Here is a 19,725-nt window from a genome sequence, read left to right on the forward strand (position 1 = left end):
CAAAGACATGAAGTTGAAGCGCTATCCGTATTCGCCCACAAACTGTTGGGACCACGACAGCAATTCAATGCGGTTTCGTGAATGGGTTTTTCTAAAAATACTGTAGATGTGGGTTTTTACTGTATTAACACTAATGTGAAGCTGATCCGCGATTTCCTGATTCTGTGCGCCTTTTGCAACCAATTCGATGATCGTAATTTCACGTTTGGTCAGTTTCGCGTAGGCTGCCGAACTATTAATGGTCATCGGTCGACTCGGCGGTGCGGCGGCTTTACGAGACTGTTGACGTAAACGTCTTAATGCCTCATTGATAGAACTGCGTTTAAACCATACATCCATCTTGGCTAAACGGCGTATGCCCTTCAACACTAATTCAGGAGAGTCACTAGTATAGAAGGTACCTTCTACGCCAGCAATAATCGCTTCACATTCGTCAATTTCACCGGATTGTAAATTTAATAATACCCAGCGGGAGCAGCCATCATAGCGATAATAAGCTCCTAATTTATCGTCAGCCTTGGAAGCATCATAAAAAATCAGATCTTGATTAGAGGTCTCGCCAAGTTCTTCCATGGCGGTAAGTTCGGTTACGTCATAGCCGCAGGTTTGCAGAAGTTGTTTAAATAGCGTGACTTGCTTATCGTCGGCTTCCTCTGAAGCGAGGGATTTCGAGATGAGATAAACGCCAAATTTTTGGTTATTTTTTAACATGATGGTATCCCTACATAACGCCGTTTTAAACGGTACAGATCGTCCTGACTGCCCTGAAGCGCCTCAAAATATCTGACTACGCTATTCTTAGAGAATAACAGAATGGAAAAGGGAGTACTACTGACTATCGTGTAAAAAAACACCCAAAACACTGACACAGCGCAATACATCGGCGAATTGCCCACCGAACCTTTCAGCGTAATAAAAAACCGCCATGACGGCGGTTTTTTTAGTATCTACACGCTAAATTAAAGACTCTTTAGCATGGTTTCGGCATCTGAGACTTCAAAACGACCTGGATCTTCAACATTCAGCTTAACCACTTCGCCATCTTCAACCAACATCGAGTAGCGTACGCTGCGCGTGCCGCCAAAATCACTTGTATTCATATCAAGTCCGATGGACTTGGTAAAGTAGCCGTTGCCATCTGCCAGCATGGTAATTTCCTCTGCATTGGCAGATTTTTTCCATGCATCCATGACAAAAGCATCGTTTACCGATATGCATACAATGTCATCTACGCCTTTGGCTTTTATTTTGTCGGCCAACGCCACATATCCCGGCAAATGAGCCGCTGAACATGTTGGCGTAAAAGCACCTGGCACGGCAAATACCACCACTCGTTTGCCCGCAAAAATGTCGTGGGTATGAGGGTTCGTTACTTTTCCGTCCTTGAGCAGGCCAAAAGTTACTTCAGGCAATGTACTGCCAACGTTGATCATGCTTCTCTCCTAATGAGTATGTGTTATATAAACATCAAACCGGTGTTTCTTACTGGTGATCGCAGTGTCTGGCTCGCGCTGGGCCAAAGGCTCAGCGTAAGCCGGGCGTTTGACTACCACCCGTTTATTTGCCAGCGTTATTGCCGGTGCTAATAATTCATCGGCATCGTCATCAGCCCCCAGCAGTTGTTGAAACAACCGCATTTCCTTCTTTACTAAAGCAGATTTTTTTCGATGTGGAAACATTGGATCAAGATAAACCACATCTACATCAACTAAATTTTCTTTCATTTGAGAAATGCTGTCACCATGAATAAGGGTAAACCGTTCTGCTAAATCCCCATTCTGTTGGGCTAACCGCTTAAGTCCATCGTCCAATAATGCGGCCACTACAGGAGAACGCTCAATCAAAGTAACCGTGCATCCGAGGGATACCAGCACAAAGGCATCGCGACCAAGCCCCGGTGTGGCATCAACCACATGCAAACTGTCTTGCCCTTTAAGCCCTACAGCCTTGGCCAGCGGCTCCTTTTTTCTGCCACCATGCTGCTGGCGGTATAGGCTGCTGGCGGAAAGAAAATCTACCGCCACACCCTGCTGTTTAGGGTTGGCAAAATCCTTCACCGAAAGCCTGTTATTTTCCATTGTTACGGCCAAGCCTTCGGGGAGATCAGCTTGTTCCGTTAACCGCCAACGCTGGGCCACCTGCTTAAGTGCAATCCCTTGTGAAGAATCACTACATGATGGTGGAATATACACCGGAATATTAAGCATTGCCGTACTGCTCCTTAGACCCTATCCATCGATTGATAATCGCTTGTGCGTGAGACGGATACTCCTGCCAAAGGCGCTCGGCAATTTGCTGCACCTGGGGCACGAGTTGCGCATCTCTGACTAAATCGGCAATGCGTAATTCCGCTATGCCGGTTTGCTTTGTTCCCATTAATTCACCGGGCCCGCGAATCTCCAGATCCCGCTGTGCAATATAAAAACCGTCGTTGGATTCTCTTAACACCGCCAAACGCTGAGAGGCAGTTTTAGAAAGGGGCCCCGAGTACATAAGTACACACTGACTTTCTACTGCACCTCGCCCTACCCGGCCTCTTAACTGATGCAATTGGGCCAGCCCCAAACGCTCGGGATTTTCAATGATCATAATACTGGCGTTTGGCACATCCACCCCAACCTCAATAACCGTGGTTGCCACCAGTAAATCCAGTTCGCCTTGTTTGAAGGCATCCATCACCGCTTTTTTCTCGGCGGGTTTCAACCGTCCGTGCACGAGCCCCACCCGTAAATCCGGTAATGCCGTACGTAGTGTAATAGCAGCATCTTCGGCAGCCTGACACTGCAACACTTCTGATTCATCAATAAGCGTACAAACCCAATATGCCTGTCGCCCCTGATGATGGCAGGCTTCGTACACCCGCACGATAACGTCGCCCCGCCGGGTATCGGGCAAAACCACGGTGGTGACCGGTGTGCGCCCGGGCGGTAATTCATCAATCACCGAGGTATCGAGATCGGCATAGGCTGTCATTGCCAGTGTTCGTGGGATCGGCGTGGCGGTCATGATGAGTTGATGGGGAAAACGGCCTTGTTGCTCGCCCTTTTCTCGCAGTGCCAAGCGCTGATGGACACCAAAACGGTGCTGTTCATCAACAATAACCAAGGCTAGCTGTTGATATTCCACCTGCGCTTGAAAAATAGCATGGGTACCCACCAGCATTTGTATTTCACCGCCTTTAAGGCGAGTAAGCACTTCTTCACGGGCCTTACCTTTAAGCTTTCCAGCCAACCAGCCCACTTCAATGCCCAAGGGCTCAAACCATTCGCGAAAATTATTAGCGTGTTGTTCTGCCAATAGCTCAGTTGGTGCCATTAACGCCACCTGGTAACCCGCACCGATGGCCGATAACGACGCCAAGGCGGCGACTAACGTTTTTCCTGAGCCCACATCTCCTTGTACCAAACGCATCATCGGTCGGTTGCAGGCCATGTCTTTTTGAATATCGGCAACCACGCGCTGTTGTGCCCCTGTGGGGGAAAAGGGCAAGTTGCTCAGTAGCTTGCTAATTAGCGATGCGTTAACCTCAATGGGAATACCCGGTTGTGACTGGGCTTGCTGGCGCACTTTTAACACGCTTAGATGATGGGCCAGTAATTCTTCTAAAATGAGCCGTTTTTGCGCGGGGTGTGCGCCCTGCTCAATGCTTTCTAACGATACATCCGGCGGCGGCCGATGCACAAGACGCAGAGCCGACGCGAGATCAATTTGTTGTTCGTACATCCCGTCGGGCAGTAAATCTGCCAATCCGCCCTTTTCAAGCAGCGCCAGGGCCTGCTCTGATAACCCTCGCAAGGTAAGTTGCTTTACGCCTTCGGTGGATGGGTATACTGGCGTTAAGGTAGGCTCTGGCTGGATTTCATCTTCAACAATCAGGGTAAATTCGGGGTGCATCATTTCCAGCCCCCATTTTCCGGTACGAATTTCGCCAAAACATCGCACACAGTTGCCCGGCGAGAGTAACGTGCGCTGTGCCGCGCCAAAGTGGAAGAAGCGTAAGGTGATCGTCCCGGTGCCATCAGACACCTTAACCACCAGCATACGTTTTTTACCGTACTGGATATCGGCGCTTTTTACTTCGCCTTGAATGCTGACATGGGTAAAGGGCTTGCAGGTATCAATGGCATACACCCGTGTGCGATCTTCGTATCGCATGGGCAAGTGAAAAAGCACATCCGACACGGTGTGCAAACCAATTTTTGTTAACTTCTCAGCCACTTTCGCGCCCACGCCTTTTAACGCGGTAACGGGTGTTTGAGCAAGGGACTGCATGATAATTAAGACATTGTTATAGGGGCATAAGCGCAGTGTAAGGTATTCGTCGGCGCTTGGCGAGTGGCTGACGGTACAGGAGGCCCCATACCGCCAAATAGTGACTTACTCGGGTAATTCCATTACGCCGTCAATTTCAACTAACGAGCCTTTTGGTAACGCCGCAACGCCAATCGCCGCACGCGCCGGATAAGGCTTAGAAAAGTACTTCGCCATGATTTCGTTAACGGTGGCAAAATTGTCCAGATCCAGCATGAAAATATTCACTTTTACCAAATCGTTCATGGTGCCGCCAGCAGCTTCACACACGGCCTTTAGGTTTTCAAAAACCTGGGTTGCTTGTTCCGCAAAATCCTCTGACACCATTTCCATGGTTTGTGGGTTAAGGGGAATTTGACCAGAAAGATAAACGGTTGTGCCCGCTTTAACCGCCTGACTGTATGTACCGATCGCCTGAGGCGCATTATCGGTTTGGATAATAGATTTAGCCATGTTAGATCCTGTGAGTAATTTAATGTCGTGACTGACTATGACGCGAAACGCGCTGCACTTCCGACATTGTTCTGATTTTCTTCATCACCCGGGCCAGATGCACACGGTTGTGGGTGGTCAGTTCAATATCAATAAAGTAAATGTTGCTTTCTTTTTCTTCTGTTTGAAGACCAATAATATTCGAGTCACAACTGGCAATCATATTGGTTAGATTGGCTAGTGTACCTTGGTGATTGTAGAGTTCAATACGCAACGAGGCTTTAAATTCCCCTTGCGGTGACTCATCCCACTGCATGGGCAGCACCCGTTGGGGCTCTTCACGGGTGAGTTTACGAATATTGTTACAGCCAGTTTGATGAATGGTCATGCCGCGACCCGGGCTTAGTACCGCCACAATTTCATCATCCGGAATAGGATGACAACAACGGGCGTAATTCACCAGTAAACCTTCGGTGCCACGAATGGCCACATTCCCGCGCTTCTCTGGCAACTCTGTGGATTCCCCAAGTAAGCGGCGAGCAACAATGGCGCTAAGCTCATTTCCTAGACCAATATCGGTAAGTAACTCGTCAAAGGTGCGATGCTTGGTTTCGACGACCACCCGATCAATATCTTGTTGCGCAATGTCTTCCAGTTTGACCGAGCCAAGGGCGTGACGCAGCAAACGGTTCCCCATGTTTACCGCTTCTTTCGAATGCTGTTTGCGCAAGTATTGACGAATACGTGTACGGGCACGGGCACTGACCACAAAGTTCAGCCAGTTAGCGTTCGGCTTGGCCTTCGGCGAGGTGATAATTTCTACGGTTTGACCGTTTTCCAGTGGTTTGCTTAGGCTATAGTTTCTGCGCTCTACTCTTACCCCTACGCAGGTATTACCCACATCGGAATGCACGGCATAGGCGAAATCCACCGCCGTTGCGCCCACCGGAAGCTCGACTATGCGCCCATCGGGGGCAAACACATAAATCTCTTCGGGGAACAGATCGGTTTTCACCGATTCGATAAATTCGAAGCTGGAGCTGGCACTTTGCTGTAATTCCAGTAGCGATTGCATCCACTTTCTCGCCCGCAACTGCGCGGTATTGTCGCTATCACCGGGCTCTTTATACAACCAATGGGCGGCTACCCCTTTATCGGCCATCTGATCCATTGCCAGCGTTCGAATTTGTACTTCTACGGGAATGCCGTGAGGGCCGATAAGCGAGGTATGTAGCGACTGATAGCCGTTGGTGCGGGGAATGGCGATATAATCTTTAAAACGGGTCTCAATAGGTTTATACAAACCGTGCATGGCCCCTAACGAACGGTAGCAGTTGTCCAATGTATCGACCACAATACGAAAAGCGTAAATGTCCATGACCTCGTTGAACATTAACTCTTTATTCTTCATCTTTCGATAGATGGAATACAGGTGTTTTTCACGCCCTACCACATTGGCGTCGATATTGTATTCCAAAAGCCGTGAGGATAATTCACGACGGATATTCTCGATAATTTCTTTGCGGTTGCCCCGGGCTTGTTTCACTGCCGATTTCAGCGCTCGGTGGCGCATGGGGTGCATGGCTTGAAAGCCTAAGTCTTCCAGCTCGTTCTTAATATCGTGAATACCCAAACGATGGGCAATGGGCGCGTAAATTTCTAAGGTTTCCCGGGCAATACGGCGGCGCTTATCTGGTCGCAGCGCACCGAGAGTACGCATATTGTGTGTACGGTCGGCCAGTTTAATCAGAATAACCCGAATATCCTGCACCATGGCCATCATCATTTTACGGAAGTTTTCGGCTTGGGCTTCTTGCTTGCTGCTAAAGGCAATTTTGTCGAGTTTACTAACCCCTTCCACCAATTCAGCCACGGTTTCACCGAACGCTTCGGCTAAATCTTCCTGACTGTAGTGGGTATCTTCAATCACATCATGGAGTAAGGCGGCCATGAGTGTTTCGTGATCCATATGCATATCGGCAAGAATGCCGGCTACGGCCACGGGATGGGTAATGTAAGGATCACCGCTGGAACGCATCTGCCCGTCATGGGCTTCATGAGCTAAAACAAAGCTGTCCTGCACCAGCTGAACACGATCAGCCGACAAGTATTCGGAAATCTTTTGTTTTAACCCCTCAAATAAATACACGTGCGTACTACTTTCCTGCGATTGTTGCCTGTACCAACAGAATAATGAGAAATGAGCCAATTGCCAATGACAAAACGCCAGTGAACCCGATTAAAGTTCACTGGCGCTTGTTAACTACTGCTAAATACCGCTATTTGGGTAATTATTGGTCAGACAAGATATTCGCTACTGAGGAAAAATCAGCGCTGTCCTGTCTTTCCTGATCACGCATGTCGTCTTGTTCAAGGGTATCTGCATTAACCAGACCTTGCTCAATTTCACGCAAAGCAGTAACGGTAGGCTTGTCATTTTGTGCATCAACCAGAGACTCCTTGCCTCCGGTTGCCAGTTGGCGGGCACGACGTGCTGCAACCAAAACCAGGTCAAAGCGATTACCAACTTTATCTACGGCGTCTTCTACTGTTACGCGAGCCATGTGTTTACTCCGAAAATGAACTAAAACGAATATTTTAAATGGCCGCGTATTATATAACACAAGCCGTTATAGTCATAGTGTTTTGTTCGCTTTTACAGCAGCAATACCCTATACGGGTTAACGATTACTGCTCAAGCAAATCCTTTATCAGGTTTTGATGGCGCATTTGCTGCTTCATCGTGCGCTGACGCTGGGCGACCACAATAGCTTCCAACTCATTGAGCGCGGTGGCAAAGTTATCGTTGATCAGCACATAATCAAATTCATCAAAATGCGACATTTCAGAAACGGCTTCGCGCATACGGCTGTCGATGACCTCGCCAGCATCTTGCCCACGACGGGTTAAACGTTCCCGCAACACCGATGCCGATGGCGGCAAAATAAAGATACCGCAAGCATCAGGCAGCGCGGCCTTTACCTGTCGCGCACCTTGCCAGTCGATATCAAGGAAAACATCAATACCTCGGTGCAATGTTTGCTCTATGGTGACCCGAGAGGTGCCATAATAATTACCGAAAACTTCGGCATATTCAAAAAATACGCCCTGCTCTATCAGCGCTTCAAATTGTTCGCGGGAAACAAAATGATAGTGCACGCCATCTACCTCGCCAGGGCGGGGAGCGCGGGTTGTATGGGACACAGAAACCTGCATAGGGTAAGTCGAACTGTCATCATGCTTTTCCAGTAATGCTTTTATTAAACTGGATTTTCCTGCGCCGGAGGGAGCCGATAGAATGAAAAGATTGCCAAGTAGTGAAGCCATAGTCTTGCTTTTTATCATCATGATGTGGTGATTTTAAACGGCAATGGTAGCATAGCCCTTATCTTTACGTAATTGTGAAATACGTAACCTTTTCACTCTTTATCACAGAAGCGACATTATGACAGAAGCTCTCTTACCGTTTGTTGAGGTAAATACCGGGGACAATCCCCAAGCCTGCGTTATTTGGATGCATGGTTTAGGCGACTCCGGTCACGGTTTTGCCCCCATCGTTCCCGAATTACAATTACCGGCCTCGTTACCGGTGCGTTTTATATTTCCCCACGCACCCGAACGGCCTGTCACCATTAACAATGGCATGCGAATGCGCGCCTGGTACGATATCAAATCCTTAGACTTTAATCAGCGCGCCGATTCAGAAGGCGTGCTTGAAAGCGCCCAACAAGTCACGGCCCTTATGGCAAAACTTCACGACGACGGTTTTGCCTATGACAAAATGGTGGTAGCAGGCTTCTCCCAAGGTGGCGTCATCGCGCTACAACTGGCCACCCGTTTTCCTCATAAACTGGCCGGTATCATGGCGTTATCCACCTACATGAGCGAGCCGGCGAAATTGCCAGCCCAAGCCACGGACACAAACAAAAACACCCCTATTTTCATGGCTCACGGCGTACAGGATAACGTGGTACCGGTTGCCCTAGGTAACATGGCCTACGAAGCGCTAAAAGACGCGGGCTTTAACGCCCAATGGACCACTTATCCCATGCAACACAACGTGTGCATGGATGAAATAAATGCCATTAGTCGCTGGCTACAGGAGTGCTTATGACCCCTAACTCCTCTCGCACTGTGCGTATTGCTACCCGTAAAAGTGCGCTGGCACTGTGGCAAGCGGAATACGTAAAAGCACAGCTTGAAAAAGCGCACCCTGAACTTACCGTTGAACTGGTGCCTATGAGTACCCAGGGCGATAAAATTCTCGATACTCCACTGGCTAAAATTGGCGGCAAAGGACTGTTTATTAAAGAGCTGGAAGTGGCCATGCTAGAAGACAGAGCAGACATTGCCGTTCATAGCATGAAAGATGTGCCTGTGGATTTTCCAGAGGGCTTTGGCCTGCATGCCATCTGTCCACGGGAAAACCCCTTCGATGCCTTTGTTTCAAACACCTTTAGCAAACTCGACGATTTGCCCCAGGGCGCCGTGGTAGGCACCTCTAGCCTCCGTCGCCAATGCCAAATACGCAAATATCGTCCTGATCTGCAAATTAAAGACTTACGGGGTAACGTCAATACCCGGCTCGCCAAGTTGGACAAGGGTGAATACGATGCCATTATTTTGGCCTCGGCAGGCCTAATACGCCTGGGAATGGAAGATCGCATTACCCAGCCATTACCGCCTGAAGTGTCGTTACCGGCGGTAGGGCAAGGCGCCGTAGGCATTGAATGCCGTAATGATGACAGCGCCTTAATTGCCCTATTGACGGCATTAAACCATAGCGATACCGCCGACCGCGTTACGGCTGAACGGGCAATGAATGCGCGCTTAGAAGGCGGTTGTCAGGTACCCATTGGCAGTTTTGCTACACTAAACGATGATGTACTAACCTTAACCGGCATGGTAGGTAGCGTCGATGGACAAACCTTATTGTACGCTTCGGCAACTGGTCATCGCTCTCGAGGCGTCGAATTAGGTGTTGAAGTGGCGGATGCACTCCTGGCCCAAGGCGCAGGTGAGATCCTAAAAGCGTTACACACGTAAAATGTATTTGATTACCCGTCCAGAGCAAAAACTGGCAAAAAGTGTTGCGGCCTTTCGTGCAGCGGGTATTGCTGTTACGGGTGTTGCGCCGGTCACCATTTGTTACGACCAAGGGCAAATCGATGGATGCAAGGAACAATTTGTACTCTGTGCCCCGCACATTGCGATTGTTACCAGCACATTTGCTGCGGTTAAGTTGTATAATGACGGTGAGTTTCGGTCCGATACCCTCTGGCTGGCGGTAGGCACGTCAACGGCATCGGTCTTGGCGCAAAACGGGTTTACTGTAACCGTACCCGAACAGCAAAACTCGGAAGGGTTACTTGCACTATCCCAATTGAGTAGTGCAAATTCTCGCCGAGTGGTTATTATTAAAGGACAAGGTGGTCGAACCACTTTACGAGATACGCTGCTAGCGCGGGGTTTCGAAGTAGAGGAATATCTATTCTACTACCGACAAAGAAATACGCGACCTATACAAACTGATAATTGGCAGTGGTCTGCAATTAAAGGCATAGTAGCCACCAGCGGCGAAATGGCCGAGCAACTGTTTAGGCTTTACGACAGCCACAGTCTATGCCAACGCCCGTGGTTAACGGTAAGCGAACGCATCGCAGACAATTTAAAGGCATCCGGCGTGCAAAGGGTAGCTGTTTGCAACGACGCCAGTGATAGCGCACTCAGTGCGTGGATAAAGGACAATTGGGAGTAAAACATGGCTGACAAAGATAAGAACAAACCGGAATATCAGTTAGTATTGCCGGAAGAGGACACGCGCGGGCCGGCGTCGTCATCAACGTCAGCAGAGGTGAAACCCAAAGCCCAAAAGACTAAGGCGGAGAAACCACCCAAAGCCAAATCACACGCCGCTTTGTGGGTAGTGCTGATTATTACCCTGCTGCTGGTACTGGCTCTAGGCGCAGCCGCTTACTGGTATGTGTGGAAAAAAGACAACAACAGCCAGGTACTTCTTGAGCAACAAACATTACAGCAGGACGCGCTGGAATCTCTCAACAACGAAAACATGACCTTGCAACAGCAATTGGTGGCCTTGGAAGACAGCAAAAACGAACTGGCCCAAGCCGTAAGCACTCTTACGGATAAAACAGAATCCATGCAGTTGCAAACCGAGCAACTGGTCTCTCAGTTAAGCGATATGGAAGGCCGTCGTCCGTCCGACTGGCTGTTAGCCGAAGCCGACTATCTGGTACGTATGGCTGGGCGCAAAGTGTGGCTGGAAAAAGACATTAACACCGCCATCTTACTGCTGCGTAATGCCGATGAGCGCTTACAGGAACTCTCTGATCCCTCAGTGATTCCAATTCGTGGCTACATTGCCGAAGACATTCAGTCGTTACGTCAGGTCAATACAGTAGACAGAGCGCAGCTGGCGCTGTCTTTATCTAGCTTGTTATCAAAAGCAGACGAGCTGCCGCTACACACTTTTACCCGTCCTAAAGATACGGCAGATAGCGAAGAAGTGTCCGAGTCTATTGATGATTGGCAAACGAATCTGGCGAAAGTGTGGCACGACATTGTGGACGATTTCATTTCCGTTCGTCGGGACGATACCCCCGTCGCCCCCATGATGTCTGCCGAACAACAGTGGCTGTACAAAGAGCAGTTTAAATTGCAAATCATGCAAGCCCAGTCGGCAGCTATTGCGGCCCAAAGCGACCTGTATACCACATCGGTACAAAACGCCGTAGCCTTGTTAAACAGTAAATTCGATACCCAGTCGCCCAGCGTGCAAGGAGCGTTATCCACACTTACCGTGCTTTTAGACGCCAACATTGAAGAAAACCTGCCTGAATCCCTTACCACCACCGCGCCCCTTCAACGGCTAATGGAAAAACGTATAAACGGTGCTTACGGTAACGGTACGGAGGCACTATGAAGCGACTGATTTATGCCATTATTTTAATTCTGGTTATTCTGGCAGCCATGCTCATCGCCCCGCAGGTCGTCGGCGATAAGGGTTATGTTTTAATTTCCATGGGCACGCTGCACATAGAAATGTCGGTGGTCAGTTTAGGCATCACCTTGTTTGTTTCCTTAGTGGTACTTTGGATTGTATGGCGCCTGATTGGCCGCACCCTCGGGCTGTTTAAAGGCTCCCATGCGTGGTTTGGTGGCCGTAGCCGTCGTAAGCGGCAACGTAAATTCTATCGGGGCTTACAAGCCATGGCTGAAGGTGATTTTGAAAGTGCGAAAAAAGCCTTCCAAGACACCACCGATGGCGACTTTGACGGCGTAAACTTCCTAGCGGCAGCGCAAGTAGCCCAAACCTTAGGTGAACACGATCGGGTACGTTGGCTATTAGACAAAGCGGCCGATTTTGACAACGCCAAGGTGGCTGCAACCTTAACCCTGGCGCGACTGGATATTCAGCAAGGCCAGCAACAAGCTGCCTTAGAACGCCTTGACCAACTTGATGAAAAAGCCTCCCGTCATCCTCAGGTCATTCGCGTAAAAGCCCAAGCCATGGGCGAGTTAGGTCAATGGCAGGCATTACAAGAAAGTCTGCCCCAGTGGCGTAAACCGTTAAAAGACGATTACATCACCTGGGCGCAAGCCGTGGCCAAAGGCAAGTTTGCCGAAATCGCCAGCAAGCAAGGGGCGAACGCCCTGCAACAGCATTGGCAGGATTTACCCCGTAAATTACGCAATGATGATGCGTATCGGGCAGCTTACGTGCAACAACTGCTAGAACAAGGCATGCACAAAGAAGCCGAGCTACGGTTAACGGAATGGCAGAAAAAAGGGCCTCACCCTGTGCTGTTACCCATGATGGCAGAGCTTAGCATGCCCAACCCAGACAAAGCCATTGCGGCCTTAGAGCAATGGATAAAGCATGATGACACCAACGCCCAGCTGTACTCTATTTTAGGGCGATTAGCCTATAACGCCGGTGACGATATTCTGGCTGAAAAAGTCCTGCTTAAATCGGTGAAGCTCAACGAGAATCCTAAAGATCTCATGATCCTTGCTCAAATCAGCGAACGCAGACACAACGATGCACAGGCATTGTCGCTGTATAAACGGGGTGCAGCCCTGGAGCATTAAACTTAATGCAGAAAAAAGCCCGCTTTATAGCGGGCTTTTTTTAGAACAATGCAAACTCGATCAGCCAATGAGGTTTACCAATACGGCAATGCTATACGCTAAAACACCGTAGCCAACATACAAGCCCCAGGCGATTTTCTTGCTACCGGTTTCCCCTTTCAGCATGGCGACTGTCGCCACACATTGCAAAGCCACCACGTAAAACAAGACTAATCCTAAGCCTGATGCCACCGTTAGACCGTCGGCCTGAATACGTTCGGCCAACCCAGCCACGTTGTCTTCAGCATCCCCCATGCCAAATAAGGTGCCCAATGCGCCAACAAACACTTCACGGGCCAAAAATGACATTAAAATAGCCACGCCATAACGCCAGTCTAGCCCCATTGGCGCAAAGACAGGTTCAATCCAGTGACCAATTTGCCCCAACCAACTATCTTGTAATGTACTGCCTAGCGGGAAATAACCGAGAACCCAAATACCCATAGACACCATAAAGATAACCGGTGCAGCGCGACGTATAAACTGAATACCACTGTTGAGAACTCGGTTAAACAACGGCTTCCAATGGGGTAAGCGGTAGCTAGGTAACTCCAGAATAAACGGCATGTCTGATTCTTCTAAATCCGGTGGCAAAAAGCGGGTAAGTAACTGACTCACCACCAGCGCCATCACAATGCCGAAAAAGAACAAGCCAAAAAAGGCAGCACCCTGTAAATCGAAAATACCTAAGAAGGTGCCATCCCGGGGAATTAACACCGCCACCAGCAAGGCATAAACAGGCAAACGGGCAGAACATGACATCAAAGGTATGGTCATCATGGTAATTAAGCGTTTGCGCGGAGACTCAATGGTACGCGCGGCCATAATGGCCGGAATTGCACAGGCATGCCCCGATAAATAGGGAATAAAGCTACGGCCAGATAATCCAAAGAAACTTAACGGCCTATGGCACACCAACGCCGCCCGCGCCAAATAGCCACTGTCTTCCAGCAAACCAATAACAAAAGTCAGCACCATGATTTGCGGCACAAATACCAGAAACGAACCGAACCCACCGAAAATAGCGTCGTTTAGAAAATCAGAGAGGATCCCGTCTGGAAACAGGGATGTGACCATGACGGCAAGTTCGCCAATACCATTTTCCACGCCGTCCATTAAGGGTGTGGCCAAGGTAAATACGCTTTGAAACAGCACAAACATCATGGCAAGAAAGATAATCGACCCCATCACACTGTTTAGCATGAAGCGATCCATTTTATTCTGGTTGGTCAGCACAATGTCGGTGTGAATGCCATAGGAAGATGCCAATTCACGACTGCGCGCCGAGGCTTTTTGGTGTGGCTTTAACGTACGCGTAGGTACGCTGGATTCGGGCGATGCCGCCACAGACAACATGGCTTGTTTAAACTCATGCAAACCATCAAGCGAACGGGCAGACAATGCCAAAACCTGGCTACCCAGTGCATTCGACAAGGCCTCGGTGTCGATATCCTCACCGATACGCCGTAATTCATCGATAAAGTTTAAAGCAAAGATCATGGCCTTGTTGTGCTCTTTGGCCAACTGCTGAACTTGCAGTCCCAGCACCAAACTGCGTTCTAAACGCGTGGCATCCAACAAACAAACCACCAAGGCGGTGTTGTCATCGGCAATGGCGGAGGTAATTTCCTTTATAGCGATTTCTTCGTCTCGGCTTAACCCATTTAACGTGTAGGTACCGGGTAAATCCACAAGGTTATAATCCTCGCAGCGACCGTGTTTAACTTCTACCGTCACACCGGGGTAATTAGCGACTTTTTGGCGCATCCCTGTGAGCTGATTAAATAATAAGGTTTTGCCTGTGTTGGGTTTCCCCACCATTAGAATACGTTGCATATAAGAAGACTTTCCTGTTACTGCTAAAGCAAGGCTTACTTAGTGACGAGCATGCACATGAATGTGTTGCGCCAACTCTTTTTCCACAGCAAATACGCTGCCGCCGAGTTGAATGATAATTGGACCGCCCCAAGGTCCTTTGCGCAAGCAGAAAACTTCCTGCGCGGTTTCTAACCCCATTTCAGCCAATCTAGCTGTAACTTTTTCGTGAAGATCAGGAGTCAGGGATGCAACGGTAGCCCGTTGCTGAGCTGGCAATTCCCAAAGTGTCATAATTTTTCTCTTTACTGCGCCGAAGGGTTGGGCGCAGAAGTTTTACGCCATACGCCATGAAATAGCAATAATTTTCATTCAGGTTATCAAAACCTGACCACCTACACCAGACACTCACCGACTAAGTTGCCGAAGATTCAGACTAACAACCTATTTTTTGTCTACAAACAAGGCTTGTCATGACCGGTCAACTACGCTTATAGTAAACACAGAACTTGTCGGAGTGCTTCGTCTTCCAGTTGGAAGCAAGCTGAGACCGTTAGAACGGGATCCGTAGAACCTGATCAGGCTAATACCTGCGAAGGGAACAAGAACGCAACACAGCTTTACACCCAAATCGTCTTCCACATCTGTTTTGGGTTTTCGCCTCATGTGTTGTCCCTTGTATACACTCCTGACAAGCATTTACTCTTTGAACACAAAGGAATTAATGCTATGTCAACACGACGTCAAAAGCGCGAACAAGCGCAACAATTTATCGCCTCATTAAAAGGCCAGGCTTTCCCTAACTCCCGCCGTCATTACGAAACCAACGCAGATGAAACGGTGCAAGTTCCCATGCGCCTCATTGATCAATCGCCCACCCCACTAAGCGACGGTCAATTTGAAACCAACCCGCCGATTCCCGTGTACGATGCTGCCGGTGTATTTGGTGATCCCGATGTTCAGGTAGACGTGACAAAAGGGATCCCTGCAATTCGAAATGCCTGGATCGAAGAAAGAGCAGACACCCGCTCCATCGCCAAGTCCGAATCCAGCTTCACGCAGGTACGGGATGCCGATATCACCACCGAATCCATTCGTTTTCAGGCGAAACCAATTACCCGTAAAGCCAAAGTCGGCCACAACGTTACCCAACTGCATTATGCCCGCAACGGCATTGTTACCCCGGAAATGGAGTTTATTGCCATTCGGGAAAACATGGGCCGAGCAGCCATACAAGACGAGCTTTTGCAGCAGCAACATCCCGGTGAAGATTTTGGTGCCCGCATTCCTGAAGTCATCACCCCAGAGTTTGTGCGCGAAGAAGTGGCCGCAGGACGTGCCATTATTCCAGCCAATATTAACCACCCTGAAGCCGAGCCCATGATCATCGGGCGCAATTTTCTGGTAAAGGTAAATGCGAACATTGGTAATTCGGCGGTGACCTCGTCCATTGAAGAAGAAGTGGAAAAGCTGGTGTGGGCAACACGCTGGGGCGCTGACACCGTGATGGATTTATCCACCGGTCGCAACATTCACGAAACCCGTGAGTGGCTGTTACGAAATAGCCCGGTTCCCATTGGCACCGTGCCCATTTATCAGGCGTTAGAAAAAGTCAACGGCGTTGCCGAAGATCTCGACTGGGCCATATTTCGCGACACACTGATAGAACAAGCCGAACAAGGGGTGGATTACTTTACCATTCATGCTGGTGTACGCTTGCCCTTTGTTCCTATGACAGCAAACAGAGTAACGGGCATTGTCTCCCGTGGCGGCGCAATCATGGCCAAATGGTGTTTGTATCATCACAAAGAAAGCTTCTTGTATGAACACTTCCATGAAATTTGCTTAATTTGCGCCGCCTATGATGTAAGTTTGTCGCTGGGCGACGGCTTGCGCCCGGGCTCCATTGCAGATGCCAATGACGAGGCTCAGTTTGCCGAATTACGCACCTTAGGCGAACTGACCCAAATTGCCTGGCAATACGATGTACAGGTAATGATTGAAGGCCCGGGCCATGTGCCGATGCACCTGATTAAAGAAAATATGGAAGAGCAGCTTCACCATTGCCACGGCGCGCCCTTTTATACCCTTGGCCCACTCACCACCGATATTGCCCCAGGTTATGATCATTTCACCTCAGGTATTGGCGCGGCCATGATTGGCTGGTACGGCTGTGCCATGCTCTGTTATGTAACCCCCAAAGAGCACCTTGGCCTGCCCGACAAAGAAGACGTAAAACAAGGGTTAATTACCTATAAAATTGCTGCCCACGCCGCTGATTTAGCCAAAGGACACCCGGGCGCACAAATTCGTGATAACGCCATGTCTAAAGCCCGGTTTGAATTTAGATGGGAAGATCAGTTTAACCTGGCGTTAGATCCCTACACCGCCCGCAGCTATCATGACGAAACCCTGCCCCAAGCCGCTAACAAGGTGGCCCATTTTTGTTCCATGTGCGGGCCCAAATTCTGCTCCATGAAGATATCCCAGGAAGTGCGGGATCAAGCCAATGCCAAAGCACAGGCAGAAGGGATGGAGGAAATGGCAGAAAAATTCTCTGCTCAAGGAAACCAACTGTATGTTGATGCCGCCAAAGCCGGAGCCTAAGCAATGAAAACGGTTCTTTTAATTGGTGGCATCGACAGTAGCGGTGGCGCGGGGCTGGCACAAGATGTTCGGGCCAATTGCGATGGCCAGTTACACACAGTCACCGTTTGTACCCTGGTATCGGCGCAATCTCATACCACCACAAATGGCGTGGTCGCGGTACCCAGTGACCTGCTTGAGCAACAACTGATCTGTGCTTTTTCTCCTCCTGGCCCTCAGGCGATAAAAATTGGGGCGTTAGCCAACGATGAACAAGGGGCAATAGTTACACGTTACTTACGGGACAACCCCGCTATACCGGTAGTGTGGGATCCAATCCAAAGCTCCAGCAGTGGCGGCGTACTTGGGGCCTTGTCCTTCGACAGTATTTGCTCCTTGTTGCCACATATCACCCTGCTTACGCCTAACTTAGACGAGCTAAAAGGGCTTACCGGCCTGCCCGTAAATACCGACAAACAGCAGTGGCAAGCAGCGCATAATTTAATGGGGTTTGGCTGTCAACACGTACTGGTGAAAGGCGGTCATCGTCATGGCAGTAACGAGATGTTCGATATCCTCTATCAACATGAAACCTGCTGGCACTACAAGCATAAACATCGCCAGCCGTTTTCGTTACGGGGCTCGGGCTGTTTACTGGCAAGCGCCATTGCCGATGCATTAGCCCGCAACTATCCAGTGGAAGATGCGGTGTGTATAGCCGAAGCTAAAATCGCCGGAGCATACCGCTTGGCCCATCAGGTAGATGATCAAAAAGCGGTGACAAGCTATGTGCCCTGCCCGCCAGCACTGGATGACTTTCCCGCCGTTTACCGGGGCTTTTTTGCTACGAAACCGGCGGTCACCTTTGCCCCCTTACATCATAAATCGCCGGGGTTATACCCGGTGGTACACAGCATTGAGTGGTTAGCTCGTTTATTGCCTTTGGGCATTCGCATTATTCAGTTACGGATTAAAGCCAGCGCGGCAAGTCACACAGCCCAGTTAAGCAAAACCATTAAGCAGGCAGTGGCACTGTGCGCCCGCTACAGCACCCAATTGTTTATTAATGATCACTGGCAATTGGCTATGGAACACGGTGCCTATGGCGTGCATCTTGGACAGGAAGATTTATCCAAAGCCAATACTGAGCACATTGCCCAAGCGGGGTTACGACTTGGCGTATCGACCCATGGTTACGCCGAATTATGCCGCGCCATAGCGTTGAAACCCTCATACATTGCCTTAGGTCACGTTTACCCTACCCGTACTAAAAAAATGCCGTCATCACCCCAGGGGCCAGCGCGACTTAAAGCCTATGCGGCCTTGTGTGGCGATATTCCTACTGTCGCCATAGGCGGCATAAACAGTGACAACTTAGATGAAGTGCTGGCGTGCAACGTTAATAGCGTAGCGGTGGTAACAGCCATTACCGAAAGTGCTAACCCCGAAGCCACTGCGCTGATGCTACAAAAAAGGATCAACCATGCTACGAGCTGATGAATATTCCCGGTATAGCCGCCATTTGCTGCTGGAAAACATGGACGAAGAAGGCCAACTGGCGCTAAAACAGGCAACGGTAGCCCTGTTTGGTGTGGGCGGGTTAGGACATCAGGTGGGCGCGACCCTTATCAGTGCCGGCCTTGGCAAACTGATGCTTATTGATGATGATATTGTCGAGCTAAGCAACCTGCCCCGTCAGTGGCTTTTCGATGAAGGTAGTCTTGGCCTTGCCAAGGTAGAAGCCGCCAAACAGCGACTGCAATCACTGCGCAGGGAATGCCACATTGATACCTTCAAAACTTACATTATCGACAGTAACTTAAGTGAGCACTTGCTTACGGCAGACATCATTGTTGATTGCACTGACAACCTGGATGGTCGGCTAGCCATCAACCAATTTTGCTATCAACACAATGTGCCGTTAATTACCGCCGCTGCCAGCGGTATGATATCTACCATTATGCCCATCAAACCCGGCGAACCCCATGGTTGTTACGCGTGTATCAGTGGTTCGGTAAGCCCACAAACCCATTGCGTAGATAAAGGCATTTACAGCCCTATTGTCGCCATGGCCGGGCAGTTTCAGGCCATGCTGGCATTAAATTATCTCACCGGTATTGCGCCTGTGAACTGGGGCCAGTTACATCGCTTCGACGCAGAAAAACTCACCTTACGCACTTTTAATGTTGGCCGTGATCCGGCTTGTAACGTTTGTAGAGACACCCATGAAAGTTAACTGTAATGGCAAGAGTATGACATTGGCAGAATCGGCCACCGTGGCCGATTTGATCGCTGAGTTAAACCCCCAATCAGACACGCTGGCGGTGGCCGTTAACCACACCATTATCCCCCAACCCGATTGGGCCAATCATGGATTGCGTTCTGACGATAATGTCGACGTTTTCACTTTAGTAGCAGGAGGGTAAATTT

The 19,725-nt window shown here is 49.5% G+C and carries 19 protein-coding genes and 1 riboswitch; of the genes, 9 read left to right on the forward strand and 10 right to left on the reverse strand.

Annotated features, from left to right (window positions below; all coding sequences use genetic code 11):
• Positions 1–21: 21 nt before the first annotated feature.
• The 8 genes from V5298_RS01595 to gmk all read right to left on the reverse strand — a co-directional run bounded on the left by V5298_RS01595 (position 22) and on the right by gmk (position 8,070).
• Positions 22–711, reverse strand: coding sequence for a response regulator transcription factor (locus V5298_RS01595; RefSeq protein ID WP_332929712.1), 690 nt, complete (start codon positions 709–711; stop codon positions 22–24).
• Positions 712–959: 248 nt separating this feature from the next.
• Complete coding sequence (locus tag V5298_RS01600; protein ID WP_332929713.1) at positions 960–1,433, reverse strand: peroxiredoxin; 474 nt, start codon at positions 1,431–1,433, stop codon at positions 960–962.
• 9 nt (positions 1,434–1,442) lie between these two features.
• Positions 1,443–2,207 carry a class I SAM-dependent methyltransferase gene (locus tag V5298_RS01605; RefSeq protein WP_332929714.1) on the reverse strand — a complete coding sequence of 255 codons (765 nt, stop codon included), beginning with the start codon at positions 2,205–2,207 and terminating at the stop codon, positions 1,443–1,445.
• Entirely contained in the window at positions 2,200–4,272 is a 2,073-nt protein-coding gene (gene recG, locus V5298_RS01610; protein WP_332929715.1) for an ATP-dependent DNA helicase RecG, read from the reverse strand. Before recG ends, V5298_RS01605 begins: the two co-directional genes overlap by 8 nt.
• Before the next feature lie 105 nt (positions 4,273–4,377).
• The gene (locus tag V5298_RS01615; RefSeq protein WP_332929716.1) at positions 4,378–4,764 is read right to left on the reverse strand and encodes a RidA family protein; all 387 of its coding nucleotides are present in this window, start codon (positions 4,762–4,764) and stop codon (positions 4,378–4,380) included.
• Positions 4,765–4,783: 19 nt separating this feature from the next.
• Positions 4,784–6,892: a bifunctional GTP diphosphokinase/guanosine-3',5'-bis pyrophosphate 3'-pyrophosphohydrolase gene (gene spoT, locus V5298_RS01620; protein ID WP_332929717.1), complete on the reverse strand. Its 2,109-nt coding sequence runs from the start codon at positions 6,890–6,892 to the stop codon at positions 4,784–4,786.
• A 142-nt stretch (positions 6,893–7,034) separates the two neighbouring features.
• Entirely contained in the window at positions 7,035–7,307 is a 273-nt protein-coding gene (gene rpoZ, locus V5298_RS01625; protein ID WP_332929718.1) for a DNA-directed RNA polymerase subunit omega, read from the reverse strand.
• A 124-nt stretch (positions 7,308–7,431) separates the two neighbouring features.
• Positions 7,432–8,070: a guanylate kinase gene (gene gmk / locus V5298_RS01630; RefSeq protein WP_332929719.1), complete on the reverse strand. Its 639-nt coding sequence runs from the start codon at positions 8,068–8,070 to the stop codon at positions 7,432–7,434.
• Between the two features lie 118 nt (positions 8,071–8,188).
• Between gmk and V5298_RS01635 the strand changes: the two genes are divergently transcribed.
• Genes V5298_RS01635 through V5298_RS01655 form a run of 5 tightly spaced genes read left to right on the forward strand, consistent with a single transcriptional unit; the run spans position 8,189 to position 12,855 of the window.
• A complete protein-coding gene (locus V5298_RS01635; protein ID WP_332929720.1) occupies positions 8,189–8,857 on the forward strand; it encodes an alpha/beta hydrolase in 669 nt (222 codons plus the stop codon).
• Positions 8,854–9,789, forward strand: a complete 936-nt coding sequence (hemC, locus tag V5298_RS01640) for a hydroxymethylbilane synthase (RefSeq protein WP_332929721.1) — start codon at positions 8,854–8,856, stop codon at positions 9,787–9,789. The genes V5298_RS01635 and hemC overlap by 4 nt, the downstream gene beginning before the upstream one ends.
• 1 nt (position 9,790) lies before the next feature.
• Positions 9,791–10,501, forward strand: a complete 711-nt coding sequence (locus tag V5298_RS01645) for a uroporphyrinogen-III synthase (protein WP_332929722.1) — start codon at positions 9,791–9,793, stop codon at positions 10,499–10,501.
• 3 nt (positions 10,502–10,504) lie between these two features.
• Positions 10,505–11,686 (forward strand): uroporphyrinogen-III C-methyltransferase, encoded by a 1,182-nt coding sequence (locus V5298_RS01650; RefSeq protein ID WP_332929723.1) that lies wholly within the window; start codon positions 10,505–10,507, stop codon positions 11,684–11,686.
• On the forward strand, positions 11,683–12,855 hold the full coding sequence (locus V5298_RS01655; RefSeq protein ID WP_332929724.1) for a heme biosynthesis HemY N-terminal domain-containing protein: 1,173 nt from the start codon (positions 11,683–11,685) through the stop codon (positions 12,853–12,855). Before V5298_RS01650 ends, V5298_RS01655 begins: the two co-directional genes overlap by 4 nt.
• A 60-nt stretch (positions 12,856–12,915) precedes the next feature.
• Here the strand turns inward: V5298_RS01655 and feoB are convergent, their stop codons facing one another.
• Positions 12,916–14,730 (reverse strand): ferrous iron transporter B, encoded by a 1,815-nt coding sequence (feoB, locus tag V5298_RS01660; protein WP_332929725.1) that lies wholly within the window; start codon positions 14,728–14,730, stop codon positions 12,916–12,918.
• A 39-nt stretch (positions 14,731–14,769) separates the two neighbouring features.
• Positions 14,770–15,003, reverse strand: a complete 234-nt coding sequence (locus V5298_RS01665) for a FeoA family protein (RefSeq protein WP_332929726.1) — start codon at positions 15,001–15,003, stop codon at positions 14,770–14,772.
• 209 nt (positions 15,004–15,212) lie between these two features.
• Positions 15,213–15,327, forward strand: a riboswitch (TPP riboswitch).
• 111 nt (positions 15,328–15,438) lie between these two features.
• Between V5298_RS01665 and thiC the strand changes: the two genes are divergently transcribed.
• Genes thiC through thiS form a run of 4 tightly spaced genes read left to right on the forward strand, consistent with a single transcriptional unit; the run spans position 15,439 to position 19,721 of the window.
• Positions 15,439–17,316 (forward strand): phosphomethylpyrimidine synthase ThiC, encoded by a 1,878-nt coding sequence (gene thiC, locus V5298_RS01670; protein ID WP_332929727.1) that lies wholly within the window; start codon positions 15,439–15,441, stop codon positions 17,314–17,316.
• 3 nt (positions 17,317–17,319) lie between these two features.
• A complete protein-coding gene (thiE, locus tag V5298_RS01675) occupies positions 17,320–18,792 on the forward strand; it encodes a thiamine phosphate synthase (RefSeq protein WP_332929728.1) in 1,473 nt (490 codons plus the stop codon).
• The gene (locus V5298_RS01680) at positions 18,779–19,531 is read left to right on the forward strand and encodes a HesA/MoeB/ThiF family protein (RefSeq protein ID WP_332929729.1); all 753 of its coding nucleotides are present in this window, start codon (positions 18,779–18,781) and stop codon (positions 19,529–19,531) included. The genes thiE and V5298_RS01680 overlap by 14 nt, the downstream gene beginning before the upstream one ends.
• The gene (gene thiS / locus V5298_RS01685; RefSeq protein ID WP_332929730.1) at positions 19,521–19,721 is read left to right on the forward strand and encodes a sulfur carrier protein ThiS; all 201 of its coding nucleotides are present in this window, start codon (positions 19,521–19,523) and stop codon (positions 19,719–19,721) included. Before V5298_RS01680 ends, thiS begins: the two co-directional genes overlap by 11 nt.
• Positions 19,722–19,725 lie beyond the last annotated feature (4 nt).

Origin of the sequence: Alteromonas sp. 14N.309.X.WAT.G.H12, from assembly GCF_036697315.1 — a bacterium.
In the GTDB taxonomy this organism is placed as follows: domain Bacteria; phylum Pseudomonadota; class Gammaproteobacteria; order Enterobacterales; family Alteromonadaceae; genus Alteromonas.

Excerpts from the sequence above, each read along its gene's own strand:
- V5298_RS01595 (WP_332929712.1), bottom strand. The coding sequence starts at position 711 with ATGTTAAAAAATAACCAAAAATTTGGCGTTTATCTCATCTCGAAATCC.
- V5298_RS01600 (WP_332929713.1), bottom strand. The coding sequence starts at position 1,433 with ATGATCAACGTTGGCAGTACATTGCCTGAAGTAACTTTTGGCCTGCTC.
- V5298_RS01605 (WP_332929714.1), bottom strand. The coding sequence starts at position 2,207 with ATGCTTAATATTCCGGTGTATATTCCACCATCATGTAGTGATTCTTCA.
- recG (WP_332929715.1), bottom strand. The coding sequence starts at position 4,272 with ATGCAGTCCCTTGCTCAAACACCCGTTACCGCGTTAAAAGGCGTGGGC.
- V5298_RS01615 (WP_332929716.1), bottom strand. The coding sequence starts at position 4,764 with ATGGCTAAATCTATTATCCAAACCGATAATGCGCCTCAGGCGATCGGT.
- rpoZ (WP_332929718.1), bottom strand. The coding sequence starts at position 7,307 with ATGGCTCGCGTAACAGTAGAAGACGCCGTAGATAAAGTTGGTAATCGC.
- gmk (WP_332929719.1), bottom strand. The coding sequence starts at position 8,070 with ATGGCTTCACTACTTGGCAATCTTTTCATTCTATCGGCTCCCTCCGGC.
- V5298_RS01635 (WP_332929720.1), top strand. The coding sequence starts at position 8,189 with ATGACAGAAGCTCTCTTACCGTTTGTTGAGGTAAATACCGGGGACAAT.
- hemC (WP_332929721.1), top strand. The coding sequence starts at position 8,854 with ATGACCCCTAACTCCTCTCGCACTGTGCGTATTGCTACCCGTAAAAGT.
- V5298_RS01645 (WP_332929722.1), top strand. The coding sequence starts at position 9,791 with ATGTATTTGATTACCCGTCCAGAGCAAAAACTGGCAAAAAGTGTTGCG.
- V5298_RS01650 (WP_332929723.1), top strand. The coding sequence starts at position 10,505 with ATGGCTGACAAAGATAAGAACAAACCGGAATATCAGTTAGTATTGCCG.
- V5298_RS01655 (WP_332929724.1), top strand. The coding sequence starts at position 11,683 with ATGAAGCGACTGATTTATGCCATTATTTTAATTCTGGTTATTCTGGCA.
- feoB (WP_332929725.1), bottom strand. The coding sequence starts at position 14,730 with ATGCAACGTATTCTAATGGTGGGGAAACCCAACACAGGCAAAACCTTA.
- V5298_RS01665 (WP_332929726.1), bottom strand. The coding sequence starts at position 15,003 with ATGACACTTTGGGAATTGCCAGCTCAGCAACGGGCTACCGTTGCATCC.
- thiC (WP_332929727.1), top strand. The coding sequence starts at position 15,439 with ATGTCAACACGACGTCAAAAGCGCGAACAAGCGCAACAATTTATCGCC.
- thiE (WP_332929728.1), top strand. The coding sequence starts at position 17,320 with ATGAAAACGGTTCTTTTAATTGGTGGCATCGACAGTAGCGGTGGCGCG.
- V5298_RS01680 (WP_332929729.1), top strand. The coding sequence starts at position 18,779 with ATGCTACGAGCTGATGAATATTCCCGGTATAGCCGCCATTTGCTGCTG.
- thiS (WP_332929730.1), top strand. The coding sequence starts at position 19,521 with ATGAAAGTTAACTGTAATGGCAAGAGTATGACATTGGCAGAATCGGCC.